This window comes from Aestuariicoccus sp. MJ-SS9 (genome assembly GCF_032586235.1).
GTDB lineage: Bacteria > Pseudomonadota > Alphaproteobacteria > Rhodobacterales > Rhodobacteraceae > Aestuariicoccus.
Window position 1 is genome coordinate 1 of sequence record NZ_JAWHTD010000014.1, and the last position, 18,535, is coordinate 18,535.

General features: G+C 57.3%; 20 protein-coding genes. 12 read left to right on the top strand and 8 right to left on the bottom strand.

Going from position 1 to position 18,535, the window contains the following annotated elements; genetic code table 11:
- Positions 1–370: 370 nt before the first annotated feature.
- Both RXV88_RS11425 and RXV88_RS11430 read right to left on the bottom strand, forming a co-directional pair.
- Complete coding sequence (locus RXV88_RS11425; RefSeq protein ID WP_316292948.1) at positions 371–1,042, bottom strand: DUF6639 family protein; 672 nt, start codon at positions 1,040–1,042, stop codon at positions 371–373.
- 172 nt (positions 1,043–1,214) lie between these two features.
- Positions 1,215–1,586 (bottom strand): hypothetical protein, encoded by a 372-nt coding sequence (locus RXV88_RS11430; protein WP_316292950.1) that lies wholly within the window; start codon positions 1,584–1,586, stop codon positions 1,215–1,217.
- On the opposite strand from RXV88_RS11430, the gene RXV88_RS11435 reads away from it, so the two are divergent.
- A complete protein-coding gene (locus tag RXV88_RS11435) occupies positions 1,563–1,985 on the top strand; it encodes a hypothetical protein (protein WP_316292952.1) in 423 nt (140 codons plus the stop codon). The genes RXV88_RS11430 and RXV88_RS11435 overlap by 24 nt on opposite strands.
- A 494-nt stretch (positions 1,986–2,479) precedes the next feature.
- On the opposite strand, the gene RXV88_RS11440 is transcribed toward RXV88_RS11435, so the two are convergent.
- From RXV88_RS11440 to RXV88_RS11465, 6 genes are all read right to left on the bottom strand, one after another.
- Entirely contained in the window at positions 2,480–3,289 is an 810-nt protein-coding gene (locus RXV88_RS11440; RefSeq protein ID WP_316292954.1) for an NAD(P)-dependent oxidoreductase, read from the bottom strand.
- Complete coding sequence (locus RXV88_RS11445) at positions 3,277–4,179, bottom strand: hypothetical protein (RefSeq protein ID WP_316292956.1); 903 nt, start codon at positions 4,177–4,179, stop codon at positions 3,277–3,279. Before RXV88_RS11445 ends, RXV88_RS11440 begins: the two co-directional genes overlap by 13 nt.
- A 54-nt stretch (positions 4,180–4,233) precedes the next feature.
- Positions 4,234–5,223 carry a substrate-binding domain-containing protein gene (locus RXV88_RS11450; protein ID WP_316292957.1) on the bottom strand — a complete coding sequence of 330 codons (990 nt, stop codon included), beginning with the start codon at positions 5,221–5,223 and terminating at the stop codon, positions 4,234–4,236.
- Between the two features lie 55 nt (positions 5,224–5,278).
- On the bottom strand, positions 5,279–6,265 hold the full coding sequence (locus RXV88_RS11455; RefSeq protein ID WP_316292959.1) for an ABC transporter permease: 987 nt from the start codon (positions 6,263–6,265) through the stop codon (positions 5,279–5,281).
- A 2-nt stretch (positions 6,266–6,267) separates the two neighbouring features.
- Positions 6,268–7,830: a sugar ABC transporter ATP-binding protein gene (locus tag RXV88_RS11460; RefSeq protein ID WP_316292961.1), complete on the bottom strand. Its 1,563-nt coding sequence runs from the start codon at positions 7,828–7,830 to the stop codon at positions 6,268–6,270.
- Between the two features lie 135 nt (positions 7,831–7,965).
- Positions 7,966–8,637 carry a GntR family transcriptional regulator gene (locus RXV88_RS11465; RefSeq protein WP_316292963.1) on the bottom strand — a complete coding sequence of 224 codons (672 nt, stop codon included), beginning with the start codon at positions 8,635–8,637 and terminating at the stop codon, positions 7,966–7,968.
- Positions 8,638–8,745: 108 nt separating this feature from the next.
- On the opposite strand from RXV88_RS11465, the gene RXV88_RS11470 reads away from it, so the two are divergent.
- From RXV88_RS11470 to RXV88_RS11520, 11 genes are all read left to right on the top strand, one after another.
- Entirely contained in the window at positions 8,746–9,615 is an 870-nt protein-coding gene (locus RXV88_RS11470; RefSeq protein ID WP_316292964.1) for an SMP-30/gluconolactonase/LRE family protein, read from the top strand.
- A 26-nt stretch (positions 9,616–9,641) separates the two neighbouring features.
- Positions 9,642–10,676 (top strand): sugar ABC transporter substrate-binding protein, encoded by a 1,035-nt coding sequence (locus tag RXV88_RS11475; RefSeq protein ID WP_316292965.1) that lies wholly within the window; start codon positions 9,642–9,644, stop codon positions 10,674–10,676.
- A gap of 87 nt (positions 10,677–10,763) precedes the next feature.
- The gene (locus RXV88_RS11480; RefSeq protein ID WP_316292966.1) at positions 10,764–12,287 is read left to right on the top strand and encodes a sugar ABC transporter ATP-binding protein; all 1,524 of its coding nucleotides are present in this window, start codon (positions 10,764–10,766) and stop codon (positions 12,285–12,287) included.
- Positions 12,284–13,273: an ABC transporter permease gene (locus tag RXV88_RS11485; RefSeq protein ID WP_316292968.1), complete on the top strand. Its 990-nt coding sequence runs from the start codon at positions 12,284–12,286 to the stop codon at positions 13,271–13,273. The genes RXV88_RS11480 and RXV88_RS11485 overlap by 4 nt, the downstream gene beginning before the upstream one ends.
- A 1-nt stretch (position 13,274) precedes the next feature.
- A complete protein-coding gene (locus RXV88_RS11490; protein WP_316292970.1) occupies positions 13,275–14,063 on the top strand; it encodes an SDR family oxidoreductase in 789 nt (262 codons plus the stop codon).
- 22 nt (positions 14,064–14,085) lie between these two features.
- Positions 14,086–14,580 (top strand): lactoylglutathione lyase family protein, encoded by a 495-nt coding sequence (locus RXV88_RS11495; RefSeq protein WP_316292973.1) that lies wholly within the window; start codon positions 14,086–14,088, stop codon positions 14,578–14,580.
- Positions 14,573–15,604 (top strand): C-terminal binding protein, encoded by a 1,032-nt coding sequence (locus RXV88_RS11500; protein WP_316292975.1) that lies wholly within the window; start codon positions 14,573–14,575, stop codon positions 15,602–15,604. Before RXV88_RS11495 ends, RXV88_RS11500 begins: the two co-directional genes overlap by 8 nt.
- A gap of 12 nt (positions 15,605–15,616) precedes the next feature.
- Positions 15,617–16,306 (top strand): RraA family protein, encoded by a 690-nt coding sequence (locus RXV88_RS11505; RefSeq protein WP_316292977.1) that lies wholly within the window; start codon positions 15,617–15,619, stop codon positions 16,304–16,306.
- Entirely contained in the window at positions 16,287–17,207 is a 921-nt protein-coding gene (locus tag RXV88_RS11510; protein WP_316292978.1) for a 2-dehydro-3-deoxygalactonokinase, read from the top strand. The genes RXV88_RS11505 and RXV88_RS11510 overlap by 20 nt, the downstream gene beginning before the upstream one ends.
- Entirely contained in the window at positions 17,204–17,830 is a 627-nt protein-coding gene (locus tag RXV88_RS11515; protein WP_316292980.1) for a 2-dehydro-3-deoxy-6-phosphogalactonate aldolase, read from the top strand. Before RXV88_RS11510 ends, RXV88_RS11515 begins: the two co-directional genes overlap by 4 nt.
- Entirely contained in the window at positions 17,827–18,528 is a 702-nt protein-coding gene (locus RXV88_RS11520; RefSeq protein ID WP_316292981.1) for an SDR family NAD(P)-dependent oxidoreductase, read from the top strand. The genes RXV88_RS11515 and RXV88_RS11520 overlap by 4 nt, the downstream gene beginning before the upstream one ends.
- The last annotated feature ends 7 nt before the right edge of the window (positions 18,529–18,535 follow it).

Below are 18,535 nucleotides of genomic sequence, written 5' to 3' on the forward strand. Positions count from 1 at the left end.
CTGCGTGCTTGGCGGTCAGAAAGGCACCGATGGCCGTCACTTCGACCGCTCTGCGCACATCATCCGCGGACAGCTCGTCCCAGGGTGATCCCGGCTCGATGAAGGCGGTCTTGGCGCCCAGCTGCCAAACGGACCGCTGTATAGTCGACAGATCTCGACGGTGGCCGGCTCATTATCGATACGAGCAAGATAGCATGCGCTCCCGACCGGCATGTGTCGCATCCCATGCGCTCGCACGTCTAGCCTGGTGTCAATAATATTGTACAGACGCTCGACCGGGAACACGCCGCTGTTGTTCTTCTGGATGCTGGTAAGATCGGTCGGGCCGATTTCGATCATAACAGCAAATGGCCCGTTTCTGACGTTTTGGTCAGAAGCGCTCCCGATCGAAGAACACAGCGCCGTCCAGGATCTGTCCTATGAATTCACAGCCGTCGTCGCGTTGAGTGAAATGCAGCCAAGCTTTCTGCGCAAAGCGGTCAGGGGCGAAGGCGTAATACATCGCGCTTAGTTCATCCCGCGCGACGCGCTGATCGAAGGCGGAGGCCGCCTCGAACGCTGTGCGCGCCTCGGTCGGCAGCGACCTGACCTGCATTGCATAGGCGACGTATTCGCTCGTCGCCAGGCAATCGTTTAACGGGCATTCTACGCCATCGTAGGCGGCATGGGTCAATTCGTGCACCACAACACTATTGAAATAGGCCTCATCTGGCACACCGGCAAAGGCGCCGTCCGGTTCACGTCGCTCGGCCATCAGATCGGGCGGTAGCAAGTTGATTAGCGCTTCGCCGCAATGGAAGATGCCCATGCAGCCCTCTGGCAGAATATCCTCGAATCTAAGCGTGACACCCTCAGGCACTGCGACGTTGCAGGTCGCAAGCTCTGGAATCTCACGGGCGGCAATTCGGCAGACGCGATCCCGAGACGCTGATGTTCCACCCTCGACGACGAGACCTGCTGTCTCACAAAGGGTCTCTTCCGCGCTTGCAACGGTTGCGGCGGCGGCCCAAAGCCCGGCGAAAAATCCTACAGACTTGAGCACGTCTTCCTCCCATGGCGCATTTGGGAAAGGGTATCACGGTGCGCGTGCAGCAGTCAGTCCCCGATGTGAGTCCTGATGATCCGTCACAGGTCGAATACTACGGACTCCGGACCAAAAAGGTTCCTGTAGGCCATATCCCCTCTTGCAGACTATCACACGGGGGATGGATAGTTCAGTTCATGGAGACTTCGCCCGTGACCATGTTGGTGTACTCGTCGCCATCGCCACCAGCATTGAAACTACCGCCACCAGAGGCGTCCATCCATTTGCCGGTGCCGCCGATCAGCTCCCATGTGCCGATGGTCCGGCCCTCATCGTTGAAGCCGGTCGGGGTCCAGCGCATGATGATGGCGTCGCCATCAGCATCGGTGTAATTGCAGGCCCCGCTGCCAGAGACTGCACCGTTGTTGATGATCATTGTCCCGAAACAGGGGCCCTTGGCCGTCGCGAGCGCGTTGTCGGCGATATCGGTGTCAAACCCGTCATAGATCGAGCTGACTTTGACCACGACCAGACCATCATGGATCGGTATGGCTTCGTTCATGCTGGTGCCAGTTCCAGTGCCACTGGCATCGAATGCTGCGGCTGGCACGGGCAGGACAAGAGCCACAAGGGTTGCATAGTGGGTGAAACGCATTTTGAAATTCCTTCCTTAGATGACACGTCCCAAAAACATCGACGCGGGGCCACCTTAGCACACAGAAAGCCTCAAAGAGTCCACAATCAGATCAATGGTGTCGAAGCGACAGGTTTTGGCCCGCATCTCTTTCGATTGTTTTCTTTTTGCATTTTTGATTCGTCTCTCATCAGCAGCGAATGGCTGAGCCGCCGAGGGACAGGCGGCGCGCCGCCAAAAAAAATCATTGCAAAACAGCAGGGTGCATCGAATGTCGGCTTCGTCCGCGACCCAGTCATTCCTCGACTTATCTCCGACGCCCGCTAAGGATCGAAGCGGTCATTGAACGCTGAAAGTTCGGCTGTCCGTGACCGAACGACCGCTCGACGGTACTCAACCGTCATCTGACCATTTCGCTCAGATGTCTTGGAAGAGCCCGAAACAGACGATCTTTGCTTCAGCTGCCAAGTCTGAACTCGGGCGAAGACCTGCCATTGGACGGCAAGAGCAAATCTGCCCCGATGATGGGTTGGGCGATTTCATGTTTAAATTCAATTGATTAAGTGGCATCGTGTGCACTATGTGTGCAACGTGAAATCGGCGTCTGGCGGGTTCTGGCGGGCGTTTGGCGGTAGAGTGGGCGTGGTAAAATCAGTTTGCTTTTCGAATAGAGGTGCTCGGTGTTGCCAATGCAACCCATCGGTTACTTTCAGGAGAGATCTGAGCCTCAGGTTGATATGGCTATATTAGGATGAAGCCTTTGACTGTGGCTGCAAAGTCAAGATCCCGCAATTGCTTTAAGGGTGCACGGATTTTGCTGCTCACCATCCAGGAAAGCGGGTCTCAAAAAACCTTGGAACCCGGAAGCTAAAGAAGCCTTTCACGGCGGACTTCAGAGCAATGACAGCGGAAACTTTGGCAGGGCTCCCATCTTGGGGATCGTAACCGGTCACCTGTTTTGTCTCTGTGATGTCCCACCGCATTCCGGGGTTGTTCGACATTAGGTTCAACGCTGCAAAGGATACCTCTTTGGCGTCGATTGCTGCGCGCATACCACTCAGGAAATCCCGGTCGCTTAACCACATCTCCTGACCCCACCGACCCATCGCCATGTGTGGTCCGGGTTGGTTGTCATGTGTCCATTGCGTCCAGCCGATGCGTAGGCAGATGACGGAAAGCCCGTGATGCTGTGCGAAGTACGCGCCTGTTCGTTCGCAAAACAGCTTTGACATGCCGTAGGCGTTCACCGGCCCCGGTGGCGTTGCGCTGTTGAGCATATCATGGGTGAACCTTTTGTCGCCGTGAACCCAGTTGGAACTGGCAACGACAACGCGGCTGACGCCGGTTGCAACCGCATGGTGATAAAGCGAAAGCGTCGCGTCCATGTTGTGCGTGATCGCCGAGGGCCATGTGGCGGCTGGCTCCCGGTCGCCGGCAAGATGCACGATCACGTCTACGCCGTTCAGCAAGTCCACCCAGCTGCTGTCATCAGAAAGGTCTGCCGTATGAATGTTCGGATGATCGACCGGCCGGATGTCGATCCCCGAAACGTCATAACCGGGATCGTTTTCGAGGACGTCAAAAAGCTTGCGGCCCAAATGACCCCCGGCACCTGTGATCAGGACATGCATGACAGGAATTCCTTGTTTGTACTGATGCTGTTGGGCGCATTCGATGGGTCGCGATCAGCCCAGATGCAGAAGTCTTGCTGAAACCTCAGCGTTTCGCCGGGCAAAAGGGTAGCTTGAGGCGAATGCCATTCGGCCTCGCAATAGTCGTAGTCGCCCGAGTTGAAGACCTCGACTGGCTTCTGGTGCGAATAGTGATCATCTTGAACTGGCTGCGGAACTGAACACATCATCCACGGGCCACCTTGGCCAAAGCTAACCAGTGTTTCACCGTTCGGATTTGGCAGTCCCACTTTGAATTCATTTTTCCCTGCACAATCCGCAAGAATGCAGTTTTGGTGCTTGGACACCAAGGTCCCCGCATTGCCAAACACGGTTTGAAAGGTGGGGTCCTTCATGGAGACGCCGATCTTGGCAGGCGTGTCGATCATCATCACAGACCAGATGCCCGTCACGCGCGGGCCGCTCCCATGGTTGGTCACAGCATGGTCGATGGTCCATGAATGGGCTGTCTTCAAGGTGATGCGGCGCGTCACCGACAGTTGCGAGACCGGACAGACCGCGCTGGTCATTTCGACTTCGGAATTGCTACGAGACGTGACCCGATAGGCCCCACTATCCAACGCAATGAACGGCGCGCCACCTGTCCATGACGTGTCAGGAGCGATCCATGATTTTTCGCCGCCCCATAGCGGAAAGGCGAATTGTGGAGACCGGGTGGGTAAATCGGCAAGCTTTTTCTCATCAACGGGCTGGCCAACGAGATCCGGGTTTTGAAAAAGCAGCGATCGGCCCTCGAAAGTTACATCCCATAATCGGCCACCGATACCGGGGAGCATTGTCAGCTCGAGGTCCTTATTCGTTAACTGAATGACTACCCATCTGTCCGACATCGTAGCCTCTCCTGGCAGTGTCCCGGCGCATGTTGAATGCGCCGGGATGACAGATCACGCGTGCTTGAACTGCGCTACGTTCTCGGCGGTGATCATCATGACCCCGGTGTCGACGCTTTCGGGCAGCGGGTTGATACCGGCCGCGCGCCAATCCGGTACAACTTGCAGGCCATCAGTGTTCTGCCAATGCAGCATCTGGACCGCGAGGAAAGCTTCGATGTAGGATTTTTGCGCCACCGCACCGTAAATCGTGCCATCTTCGATGTAGGGCAACATGTCATCATTGCGGTCCATCGCGACGATCTTGATGTCCTTGCGCCCGGCCTCGTTCACGGCAATCGCAGCACCTTTGCCGCTGTCCCCGTCTGTGCCGCCAATGCCGACAATATCCGGGTTCGCTTGAATGGCCTGCAGATAGGCAGTCGGCGCGTAAGAGGGATCAGCCTTGTCGTTGACCACATCGACAACTTCGATTTCGGGGTACTTTTCGGCAAAGATGGATTTGTACCCCTCGACACGCTGAAGAACGGATGGGGCAGGGAACGTGCCCAGAATGACCTTACCCTTGCCACCGATGGCCTGTGCCAACAACTCACCGCCTACGCGGCCTGCATTGAACCCGTTTATGCCAAAGAACGTGGATCGGGCACTGTTCGGCACATCGCCTGTCAGACATGCAACGGGAATACCGGCTTCGACGGCACGGTTGATGCCGGGGGCCATGGCGGCCTCGTCCCCAGGGAAGATCATGATCCCTGCGGGACGGCGCACGATAAGTTCGTCAAGCATTCGCGCCTGTGCGGCGGTGTCGAAATCCAGAGGACCGGTGAATGTTGTCTTCACACCCAGAAGTTCACTGACGTCATCCAGCGCATTGCGGTGGTCGACCCAAAAAGGCACCTGCGTGACGACGGACAGAAAAATGTATTCCATTCCGCTGCCCTGCGCGAGCGCCTTGCTGGACAGACCCGGTACGCCAAAGGCCGAAGCCATGCCAGCACCAGCACCAGCTGCAAGAAGATTACGTCTGTTGATTTTGGTCATGAGGACCTCCTGTTGAATTTGGTTTGGTTGTTGACTGGTCATTGGGTGCACGCGGTCAGCCCCGTTTGCTTCGGATCATCATGTCCAGAGCAACGGCCGAGACGAGGACGCCGCCGATCACGATCATTTGCCAGTAGATCGACACCGCTTGCATGGTCATCGTGTTGTTGATCAGAGCAACGAAGACGACACCGAGAAATGCGCCCAGAATTGTGCCTTCGCCCCCGCGCAGTGACGCGCCGCCTATAACGGCTGCCGCAAGAACCTGCAGCTCGATCCCGTTGCCGGCTGTTGGTGTTCCGCTCATCAGGCGTGATGCCAGCAAAACGCCGGCCAAAGCGGCCAGAACGCCGGTCAGGGCATATAGGATGATGCGGACGCGGGTGACGTGGATGCCCGACAGTACTGCGGCCTTTTCGTTAGCGCCAATGAAATAGACCTGACGGAAAAACCGGGTGTGGCGAACGGCCAGGTCGAATACGATGACAAGCACAACGGTCAGCAGGACAATCACGGGAAAGCCGCCGATGTCGGTTTTGCCAAGCCACGCGAAGGATGCAGGCAGGCTTGAAACGGAAAAGCCTTCTGTCAGAACAAGGGCGATACCACGTGCAATCGACATGGTTCCCAGCGTTGCGATCAAGGGGTTTATGCCAAGGCTCGTCACCAGCACACCGTTCACAACGCCAATTACCCCGCCAAGGATCAGCCCGCAGATCACGGCAAGCGGGATCGGCATGCCAGTCAGTAGCAGCATCGCGACCACCGTGGATGAAAGTGCCATGACGGAACCGACCGACAAATCGAACCCTCCGGATGCCAGCAGGATTGCCATGCCAATCACAATAATCGCAGTCGGGGCCATGCCCACGGCCACCGCGCGAAAGTTCGAAGTACTGAAGAAGTAGGGATTTATGTTGGACATCACGATGATGATCAAGGCAATCAGGACGATCAGCGTCAGCTCACGAACGTCGACAAAAGCTTGTAAAGTGCGGCGCAGGAGTGGCCGCTTTTCAACGGATGCGGCTTGAGCGGTCATGGTCACGGAGCGACTCCTGAAAGAGGGGTTGGCAAAGCTTGCGTGGGACGTGCGTTTCCAGCCGCCATGCGAAGAAGCGTATTTTCTGTCGCCTCAGAGGCGGCAATGTCGCCCATCATGCGCCCTTCGTGGACCACAAGAATACGTGTAGAGAGCGAGACGAGTTCGGGGAAATCAGAGGACACGACGAGGATGGCCATCCCTTCTGCGGCGCGGCGCAAAAGCTCTGTGTGGATTTGGAACTTGGCTCCAACATCAACGCCCTTGGTCGGCTCTTCGATGATCAAAAGGGCAGGTGCACGCTTGAGCCATTTGGCCAACATGATCTTTTGCTGGTTCCCACCCGAAAGATCGCCGACATGCTCCGCGATACCGCTTGTCTTCACACTGAAGGCATCGATCGCCGCAGTGCTTGCGGCCTTGATCGACCGCTTGCGCATGACGCCAAAGGCCGTGTGTTCGGAAAGGCTGGCGGCAATCAGATTGTCGCTGAGCGATTGTTCAAGAAATAAACCCTCTGTCTTGCGTTCTTCGGGGACAAACCCAATTCCCGCGCGCATCGCGTCCCGCAAAGACGGGAACTTCACGGTCTCGCCATGCAGCAAAACCTGGCCCGATGTACCGTGCATCAAGCCAGCAATGGATCGAACGATCTCGCTGCGGCGGGCGCCCATCAGTCCGGCCATGCCGACGATTTCACCGGCCTTGATGGAGAACGAAATATCTTCAAATACACCGGGGAGCGTGAGGTTCTTGACGCTCAGAACCTCTTGGCCGCTCACTTTGCCGGACCGATTGATGTCGCCCGGATGCGCGCCCCCGATCATCTCGGCAACGACTTGTTCCTGTGACGTGTCGGACACGGGCAATGTGCTGATATGACGGCCATCTCGCAACACGGTAATGCGATCAGAAATCCGAAAAATCTCGGCCATGTGGTGACTGACATAGACGATGCCAATGCCCTTTTTAGTCAGGCGGCGCAGCACGTCGAACAGCGCGTCCACTTCATCTGGGGCCAGGGCGGACGTCGGTTCATCTAGCAAAAGCGCCCTTGAGTTCAGCGATAACGCCTTGGCAATTTCCACAATCTGACGGGAACTGATGGGCAGGCTGTCGACGGGTCTTGAGACGTCGATATTCAGGCCGAACTCTGCCAGCAAGGTCTCTGCGCGGCCGCGCAGTTCAGGCCAGTTGACCACTCCGAAACGGGTAGGGGCCCGCCCGGCATAGATGTTTTCTGCAACGGAAAGCGCGCCAGCGAGGCTGAGTTCCTGAAAAACGCAACCGATCCCAAGGGATTGTGCATGCGACGGGTTTTCGATCCGCTGTTCGACACCGTCACACAGAATTCTTCCCGTTGACGGCTGGTGAAGCCCATAGAGAAGACCAAGACAGGTGGATTTCCCCGCGCCGTTTTCCCCGCAAAGCGCGTGCACCTCACCGGGCCGCAATGCGAAGTTGACGCCGTTCAGGACAATGTTCGTGCCAAAGCTTTTCCCGACCTCATCCAGCTGGATAAGCGGTTGCGCATGAGACGTGTCGTGACCCGACGCAGCTAGCATTAAAAATCCTCCCTCTCTTTGATTGGAATCTGATATGTTAGATGTCAATATGAAAGTGGACGCGGTGTTGTATCATGAAGAAAGGGCGGCCCTGGTCAGGACCGCCCTTGTGTTCATTTCGCATTTTTTAATTGGCTAGGACGCCACGGCTCCTTCCAGAACGATCGCGGCGCTTTTGTACGTTTGCCGTGTGCGATCAATGTGCTCTTTCAAGAGCGCTTTAATCTTATCGAGATTCCCTTCGCGTACCGCGATCGCGATTTGGCGATGCTCATCAAACGACAGATCAGTGTGCTGGGGCAGCTTTGCCAGATGGGTCCGCAAAGCAGCGATCTTGCCGATGTAGCGCGTGTAGCTGGCGGTCAGATAGTCATTCCGGGCATGTTCAAAAATCATTTGATGGAATGCGGTATCAAGGGAAAGGTAGCCCTTTTCGTTGCCACGTGCGCGTTCCCGCTCCATGTCATTTACGACTTGCTGCATGTCTTGCGCCAATCCATCGGGGTCGCGGGAGAGTGCCAGTTCAAAGGCAGCCGTTTCAATTGCCTGCCTGAAATCACAAATCTGCGTCACTTCCGGTTCCGATAGGGAAAACACGCGCGCGCCTTTTTGAGGCTCGATGCTGACAAGCCCCTCATCGCGCAATTGTGCAAGCGCTTCGCGCACTGGCGACTTCGAGACCCCAAGCTCCTCGGAGATTTTTCGCTCTGACAGGACCTGGCCCATCTTCAAAGAGCCGTCGATGATGCTGTTCCGCAAGTGCTCTAAGGCAAGTTCTCGCAGCGATTTTGGTCTTTCGAGTGCCATGCGCGGGGGTCTCCAAAAAAACTTGTTGCCAGATCGAAGTTATCTGATACACCAGATAAGGCAAGCTGGTATATCAGATATCAGAATGATATGGGGGAGGTTACAGGAATGCGCGCAGAGCTGATTGTTGACTGCAAAAACCAGCACGGGGAGGGGATCTTCTGGAACCCATCCGACGGGTTGGTTTGGTGGACAGACATCGAAGGCTGCGCACTTTGGTCCTTTGACCCATCAACGTCGCAAAGCGCGTCGCATACGATGCCAGAGCGCGTTTGCTGCTTTACTCCGCGCGCAACCGGGGGCTTGATCGTTGCCTTTGCGGATCGTGTCGTTTTGTTCGATCCGCTCACCAAAAAAGAAACCCTCGTGACGCTGTTCGAGCCGAAAAACCCCGAGACGCGGCTCAATGACGGGCGAACCGATCGCCAAGGTCGGTTGATTGTCGGGGGCATGAATGAAGTGTCAGGCAAGGCGGATTCGTCCGTCATCTGCGTCGATACTGACCTGAGTGTGCGAACGATAATCGATCACGTGTCCTGTGCGAATTCCACCTGCTTTTCGCCAGATGGTGCCACGATGTACTTTGCCGATACCCCGGATCGCGAGATCGTGGCCTATGACTACGACACACTCACAGGTTCGGTTTCGAACCGGCGTGTTCATGCCTTATTCAAAGATGAACCCGGGCTGCCCGACGGGTCCTGTGTCGACGCCGAAGGCGGTGTCTGGAATGCCGAATGGGAAGGTCGCCGCGTTGTGCGCGTGGCCCCGGACGGCACCATTGACCACATAATAGAAGTTCCAGTCTGGAAGCCCACTTGCTGTGCTTTCGGCGGACCCGAGCTCGACTCGCTGTTCATCACGACCTCGCGCCTGATGAGCGACGAAGACGCACTCACAAAAGAACCGGAATCAGGCGGCCTCTTTGCCGTAAAGCCCGGCGTTCGCGGCGTGATCGACACGCCGTTCAACGGATAAACAACTCAATTCTGGAGGAGAAGACTATGATCAAACACCTGATGAATACGACGCTGGCAGCGGGTTTCGCCGCATTGGCGACCGTCGCAGTCGCCGAAAACTACCCGACGCCGGTACCACTCACCGATGGCGCGCAGGCCCCGATTGATGCGATTGCGCCCAAGAACGAGACATTCCGCATCGCGTTCATGCCACCGGCAACTGAGTTCAATTATTACATCGCCATTGGCGAAGGTATCAAAGCGGTCGCCGCTGAAGAGGGCGTCGAAGTCTTCATGCTCGCCCCGCAATCGGGTGCAGACATCAACGGTCAAATGGGCATGATCCAGGACGTGTTGACCCAGGATGTCGACGCGATCATCTTTGGAACGCACGATGAATTTGCGGCGGCCCCTTTGCTCAAGCAGGCCGTCGACAAGGGCATGGCCGTGTTGATGATCAACTCGGACATCCCGAATTTTCCTACGCCTATTCACGGTGTCGTCGGATACTCCCAACGCAATGGGACACATGCAATTGCCGATTGGGCCATTGAGACTTACGGCGACAAACCTCTGAAAGTCGGCATCATCGAAGGGCAGCCCGGCTATCACTCGACCGAACGCGTGGGTGGCTTCCTCGACGGGATCGAAGGCAACGAGAATTTCGAAGTTGTTGTGTCCATCGACGGCAAATGGAACGTCGAAGGAGGCAATACCGCCGGCATGGACATCCTTCAGTCGCACCCTGATCTCGACATGATCTTTGCCGCGAACGATTACATGATCATCGGTGCCTCTTTTGCCGCCAAAGCGCTCGGCCGGTCCGACATCGTTCTGCTGGGCAATGACGGGGATACGTCAGGTCTGGAAGAAATCGCAGCAGGCAGCATCACCGCGACCGTCAACACCTCGCCGTTCTTGATGGGCAAGGCGGCGATGCACGCGACCATTGATGCGCTGAACGGGACCTATCCCGGCGGTTGGATCGAAACACCGACGTCGATTGAAGACAAAGATGGCGCGATCAGTGTGCTGCAAGAGCCCGAAAAGCTCTTCCCGCAGCCCTCCAAAGAGTACTGAGCGTTCTCCCTGCTTCCCGGTGACGCGTTCGCGTGTCGCCGGGGGCTCTAGCCAACCGCAACCCACGTCCAGATCGAGGCCCGCACGATGGCACCCGCAACGCCCCTTTGGGAATTTGTCGACATCACCAAAGCCTACCCAGGCGTTCTGGCGAACGACAAGGTGTGCATCAAGCTATTGCCCGGCTCAATCCATGGGCTGCTTGGCGAAAACGGATGTGGCAAGTCGACAATGATCAAGACGCTGTCCGGCGTGCAGCAGCCCGACAGCGGACAAATTCTGCACAACGGCAAACCGGTGACGATCAGCGATCCTCAAGCGGCGCGCGATATGGGCATCGCGACCGTGTTTCAGGAATTTTCAATCGTGCCGACACTGTCGGTCGGCGAGAATATCTTTCTGGGCAACATGCCGCGGTCACGCTTTGGCGTGATCGACTGGACCCAGGTACATGATGAAGCCGCGCGCGTTCTGAAAGAGATGAATGTAGACGTCTCACCTGATGTCATCACGGGCACACTTTCGGTGGGGGAGCAGCAGTTGGTCGAGATTGCCAAGGCCATCGCGATGGACGCCCGCATGATCATTCTGGACGAGCCGACGGCGGCCCTGGGCGAAGATGAGATTGAGCGCCTGCACGCGCTTTTGCGCAATATGCGCAGCCACGGCACCGCCATTCTTTATGTGTCTCACAGGCTCGATGAAGTCGAACGGATCGTCGATGAGGTCACCATCCTGCGGAACGGCCGCGTCGTGCGCGCCAGTGGCGAAACCCGCATCAACGTTGCCGAAATCGTCAACGCTATGGTTGGCGAAGACATTGGCGAGCATTATCCGAAAGAACAGAACGCAACTGATGAGGTCGTCCTCAAGGCGCAAGGGCTGGCGACGAAAGCGGGCGTGAAGGCGGTGTCCTTTGACCTGCGCCGGGGGGAAGTGCTCGGCCTTGGCGGCGTTTTGGGCAGCGGTCGCACCGAGATCGCGCGCGCCCTGTTCGGGACTGACGAACTGATCTCTGGGCAGATGAACCTGAACGGCAATCCGGTGCGCTTTGATCGGGAGATCGATGCAATCCGTGCTGGTTTGGCTTTGGTCCCCGAGAACCGAAAATATGACGGCCTGTTTTTTAATTTCCGCGCCAGTGGGAATATTACGGCGGCATCCTTGGGCGGCCTGAGCCGGTTCGGTATTCTGAACCTCAAGGCCGAGGAGCAAGCGACGCGAGACTTGATCCGCGATTTGGAAATTTCGACCCAGGCCGAAGAGAAGACCGTCAACTTCCTGTCCGGCGGCAACCAGCAGAAGATCGTGATTGCGCGGTGGCTGTTCTCGGACTCGGAGATCCTGATCCTTGATGAGCCGACACAAGGGATCGATATCGGCGCAAAGATTGCGGTCTACAAGTTGATCAACAAACTCACCCGCGCCGGCAAATCCATCATTCTGATTAGTTCAGACCACGACGAACTACTGGCAATGAGCGATCGGATCGCAATCGTTCAGCACGGGACGATTGTGCGTACCGTTGATGCGTCAAACTTGACCCATAGCGATCTTGTGCGGGCCTCCGCCGATGTCCAACATCCCACGCCCGAGGAGGCTTTCGCATGAAGCGGATCTTTGACACGCAATTGATCGGGCCCTTTGCGGCCATGGTCATCGTCGCCCTGATTGTTGCGCTGACGACAGAGCGCTTTCTGAACCCCGGCAATCTGTCGAACCTGTCCTTGCAGGTCAGCATTGTGGCCCTGATCGCCATTGGCTCGACCATCGTGATTTTTGCCGCTGGCATCGATCTGAGTTCCGGGTCGATGGTGGCACTGCTGACGATGATTTTAGCTCAGATGCTAAAATTCATCGGTATTCCGCTTGTTTTGGCACTCCCGCTCATTCTGGTCGCCGGTGGATTGCTTGGCCTTTTCATCGGTCTGATAACGGCTTACGGGCGGATCCCGTCTTTCATCACCACGCTGGCTGCATTGATTGCGTTTCGTGGCCTCGCGCTGACCTTCAACAACGGCTCACCCATCTTTTCGCTCGATCCCGCGCTTGAGCCGATTTTTTACGGCAAGCTGTTCGGCGTTCCGCTGCCCTTTTTCTATCTGGTGGTCTTCTACGCGCTTGCCGCCTTCATGATGAATTACACCAAACTTGGGCGCGAGATTTATGCGGTCGGCGGCAACCCGGCTGCCGCCGTTCTGACCGGCATCAACGTGCGCAAGGTTCAGACAACAACTTTTGTGATCGCCGGTTTCATGACGGCAGTCGGCGCAATCCTGATGTCCGCGCGCTTGAACTCGGGCTCGCCCAATTATGGCCAGACGCTTGAATTGCAGGCCATTGCTGCGGCGGTTGTGGGTGGGGCCAGCCTTGCGGGTGGTCGCGGCAACATTCTTGCCACGCTGATGGGGGCGATGACCATCGTCATCGTCCAGAACGGTCTGAACCTGAACGCAGCACCGTCGTCGGTTCAGAATATCGTGCTGGGCCTGATCATTTTGCTGGCCGTCGGCATCGACATGTGGCGCGCCGAGATTTCGGCCCTCATGGGGCGCATATCGGGCCGGACTTCATCAAACGTGACGAAGGGAACGTGACGTGGATTTAGGACTGAAAGACAAACTTGTCCTCGTCACCGGCTCGGGCTCTGGCATCGGCAAGGCGACTGCAAAGCTCTATCTGCAGGAAGGCGCACGCCTGATCGTGCACGGCCTGACCGAAGCAGAGGTGTCAGCCTGCATCGAAGACCTGTCGCCGCTTGGTGAGGTCAAAGGACTTGCCGCCGATCTGAGTAAAGCCGCCGAAGCAACGGCGCTGGCAGAATTCGCGCAGGCCCACGGCGACGTTGATATTCTGGTCAACAATGTTGGCATCTTTTCGGTCAAATCCTTCGAAGACCTCACCGATGAGGACTGGCTGCACTATTTCAACATCAACGTTCTGTCCGCCGTCAGGATGAGCCGGATTTTCTTGCCTGCCATGCTGAAACGGGGGAAGGGGTCTATCATCAATATGGCCAGCGAAGCGGCAGTCAAACCCTTGCCGCAGATGGTCCACTACTCGGTGACCAAAACTGCCATGTTAGGTCTTACCCGTGGCATGGCAGAGCTGACCAAAGGCACAAAGGTGCGGGTCAATTCGATCTTGCCGGGCCCCACATGGACAGAGGGGGTGGAGGCCTATTTCGACGGTCTGGCGACCCAAAAGGGCGCGCCGCTCGACACTATCGTCGACAATTACTTCAAATCGGATGAGCCCACCTCGCTGATCCAGCGTTTCGTCCAACCTGACGAAGTCGCCCGCATGATCGTCACGATCTCGGCCAGCACTGCCTCCAACGGCGCTGCACACCGGATCGAAGGCGGCATCGTTCGCAATATTCTCTGACAATCAAACAAAGGAGCCTCTCATGGTCGCACTTACATTCTCTCACATCGGCATAACGGTTCCCGACCTCGAAAAAGCCGTGGAATTCTATTCCAAAGCATTCGGTCTCTACGTGTTGATGGAACCAACCGAGGTTTTGCATGACGACAGCGCCATCGGTCAGATGTGCGACGATGTCTTTGGTGAAGGCTGGGGCAAATTCCGTATCGCGCACCTGTCTATGGGGGACGGCATTGGTATCGAGTTGTTCGAATTTCCCCAAACCGTCGAAGAGGAACGCCCTTTTGAATACTGGCGTCGCGGCTTGTTTCACTTCTGTGTGCAGGACGAAGACCTGGAAGGCCGCATCAAGATCATTGAAAGCTTGGGTGGCAAGCAGCGCATGAAGCAGGTGCGCAAGTATTACCCCGGCGAAAAGCCGTATCGCATGGTCTATATGGAAGACCCGTTTGGCAACATTTTCGAACTCTACAGCCACTCTTACGAACTGACATATTCGGCAGGCGCGTATGACTGATCGCGGCAGCGTCGCCCCCAGGACGGACAGGCCCAAGGTCGTCATCACGGATTACGACTTTGGCGATGTCAGCGTTGAGACGGAAATACTGGAAGCCGCTGGCGCCGAGGTCATAGCACTTCAGGCCAAGCATGAAGAAGACCTGTTCGACCTCGCCCCGCATTGCGCAGCGATGATGAACCAATACGCCAAGATCGGTCGGGACACGATCACACGGATGCAAAAATGCGAGGTCATCGCCCGCTACGGCGTTGGTGTGGACATCGTGGATGTCGCCACCGCGACGGACAAAGGTATCCTTGTGACCAATGTGCAGAATTATTGCACCGAAGAGGTCGCGGATCACGCCATTGCTCTTTGGCTGACGCTTGCCCGCAAGCTGCCAGACTACGACAGGGCAACACATGCTGGTGTCTGGCAGTGGCAAAGCGGACAACCTGTCTATCGTCTGCGCGGGCGCACGATGGGTGTCGTATCGCTGGGGAAAATTGGGCAGGCCATTGTTGCTCGGGCGCAGGCATTCGGGGTCGACGTGATCGCGTATGATCCGTTTCTGCCTGCCGAAGTTGCCGCAAAGCTTGGTGTCGAATTGGTGAGCAAGGCGGATCTGCTGGCACGCTCCGACTACATCCTGATGCAAGCGCCGATGACGCCAGAGACACATCACTTTCTGTCAGACGCGGAATTCGCAGCGATGAAGCCGGGCGCGATCCTTGTGAATACAGGGCGTGGCCCCACGGTCGACAACGCCGCTCTCTTCCGCGCGCTCAGCCAAGGCCATCTGGCCGCGGCCGGTCTTGATGACCCCGAAGAAGAGCCGGCGAAACGGGCCAATTGGACACCGGATGACAACCCGCTGTTCACATTGCCAAACGTCCTCGTGACACCGCACGCCGCCTACTACTCGGAGGAATCCATCCTTGCTGCCCGAGTCACGGCTGCCACCCAAGTGGCCAAGGTCCTGACAGGACAAGAGCCCGACTACACCGTCAATGCCGATGCATTGGCTGCAACTACCGCATAGCAGGAGAGAGACATGCCAGACGTAAGTACAGATCTTAGGGTCTTCAACGATTTCGACCGCAACCCGGGGCTCTTGAAAAAGTTCGATAAGGTGCTGGAGGCCTATTCAGCAGCCGCAATCTTTGCCGACGTGCAATATCGCACTGGCGTGATGGACAGCGCGATCAAACCCGCATTCCGCGCCAAGGTGACGGGGCAAGCCGTGACGGTGCAGTTGTCAAAAGGCGATCTGGTTGATCCCCTGCGCGCGCTTGAAATGGCGCAGCCGGGTGATGTGATTGTCGTAGATGCAGGCGGCGATCTGCAAACGTCGGTATGCGGCGGCCTTATGGGCGGGTTGGCCAAGAACCGGGGCATCCGCGGGATGATCGTTGACGGCACAGGGCGCGACACAGACGAACTGGAAGACATCAACTGGCCGATCTGGACCCGTGCCATCACGCCACGCGGAACGCACACGATGTTTTCCGAACGCAAGGAAGAGCTTTCGATCAACGTGCCCATCGCTTGCGGCGGCGTGGTCGTGAACCCCGGCGATTTCATCGTCGCCGATCTGATGGGCGTCGTTGTCATCCCGCAAGAGATCGCCGAGGAAACCGTGCGCCTCGCACAAGAGCAGGCCGACCGTGAGGTCGCAACACGCGAATGGGTCGCCCAAGGCAAAACAGTCGAGGATCTTCTGAATGAATTCGGCCGCATCTGAGCCTGCGCTTATCGGTGTCGATTGGGGGACCTCATCCTTGCGCGCCTTTTTGATTGGTGCGGAGGGCGAGGTGATTGACGGGGTCTCGTCACCCGAAGGCATCATGCAGGTGTCGGGCAAATGCTTTGAGGCGGTCCTTGATCGCCTCATTGGCCCATGGGTCGCCCAGACCGCTCTGCCGATCCTTGCTTCTGGCATGATCACCAGCCGGAACGGTTGGGTTGAAACACCCTATGCCGCAATGCCGCTCGGGGCTGACGATCTTGCGCAGGCTCTGAAGTCGTTAGAAGTGGCAAACGGGACACTTGTTCACTTTGTCACCGGCGCCTCAACCGAACATGCTGGCGGCCCTGACGTGATGCGTGGCGAAGAGACACAGATCATCGGGGCCTCTTCGCTTGGCTTGAACGACGGGACTTTCGTGATGCCGGGCACCCACAGCAAATGGGTCCAGGTCGTCGACCGGCGGATCGTGGATTTCTCGACCTACATGACCGGTGAAGTATTCGCAGCCCTCAAGGGACACACAATCCTGGGAACCTTGATGGAGGGCGACGACGTCAGCGAAGAGGCTTTCGAGATGGGGGTGACGGCAGGTCTCGAAGGTGGGGCAAATCTGCTGCACAACCTGTTTCACGTCCGCACGCTTCCGCTCATGGGCAAGATACCCAAAGGCTCAACCGCCGATTACATGTCGGGCCTGTTGATCGGCACCGAAGTTGCGGCGGCGACCCGTGGTGCGCGCGGGGCCGGGACGCTCACGATTGTCGGTCGCAGTGACTTGTCGGACCGCTACGAACGCGCTTTGCAAACTGCGGGTCTTGAGTGCCGCCGCGCGCCCGACGATATCGCAGCCAAGGGGCATTTCCTGATTGCCCGCGCGGCGGGGTTGCTGGGATGACTGACCTTGTCACGGCTTTTGCCAGGAACCCTTTGATTGCAATTCTGCGGGGGGTGGCGCCGGAAAATGCTCTTGCGGTCGCTGATACCCTCATCGAAGCCGGGTTTCAGATTATCGAGGTTCCGCTCAACTCCCCGGAACCTCTGGAGTCAATTCAGCGGATTGCAGAGCGGCATGGTGCACACGCCATTGTCGGCGCAGGCACTGTGCTGACCGCCGCCCAAGTCGATGCTGTCGCTGACGCAGGAGGGCGGATCATCGTTTCGCCAAACATGAACCCGGATGTCGGCCGTGCCGCCGCAGCGCGCGGCCTTTACTGGTGTCCGGGTGTCATGACCCCGTCCGAGGCCTTTGCAGCGTTGGATCTTGGGGCGTCTGTGCTCAAATTCTTCCCGGCGGAACTGGTTCCGCCAAAAGCCATCGCCGCCATGCGTGCGGTTTTGCCCCAAGACGCGGTGGTCGCAGCGGTTGGAGGGATTTCACCAGATACCATGTCCGCGTATTTTAAAGCGGGCGTGAATGGGTTCGGGTTGGGATCTGCCCTGTTCAAACCGGACTATTCGCTGGATGATATCGGCAAGCGTGCCGTTGCCTTTACCGATGCCCTGGAGACACTCAGATGAAACATGCCCTTGTCACTGGCGGTACACGTGGGATCGGTGCCGGTGTGGCGCGGTCGCTTGCAAAGGCAGGATGGTCCGTGACCGCAGCGTCGGTGTCGCAATCCGAACTTGACACATTCGAACCTCAGGACGGCATTACCGTGCAGCTCTTGGATGTGACCGACCAAAGCTCGGTCGATGCGGCCTTCGCTGGGCTGACTCAGCTTGACGCCTTGGTGAATTGCGCGGGAATTTTGTTGCGCGGTGAAGAGTATGACATCGACGTGTTTGCGCGCGTGCTTGATGTGAACCTGACCGGCACAATGCGCTGCTGCCTCGCGGCCCATTCCTTGCTAGCCAAAACCGGCGGCGCAATCGTCAATACCGCCTCAATGTTAAGCACCTTCGGCGGACCGCTGGTGCCTGCGTATTCCGCCTCGAAGGGTGGTGTGGCGCAATTGACCAAAGCGCTGGCAGGCCGTTGGGCAGAGGACGGGATCAGGGTCAACGCCATCGCGCCCGGCTGGATCGAAACGGAAATGACGCAAGGATTGCGGGATGATCCGGCCAGAACCGAAGCGATCATGGCGCGCACACCGATGAAACGATGGGGAAAACCCGAAGAGGTCGGCGCGCTCGTGCACTGGCTCATCAGCGATAACGCCAGCTTTGTCACCGGATCGGTCTATCCGGTCGATGGTGGCTATCTGGCGATGTGAGGAAAGA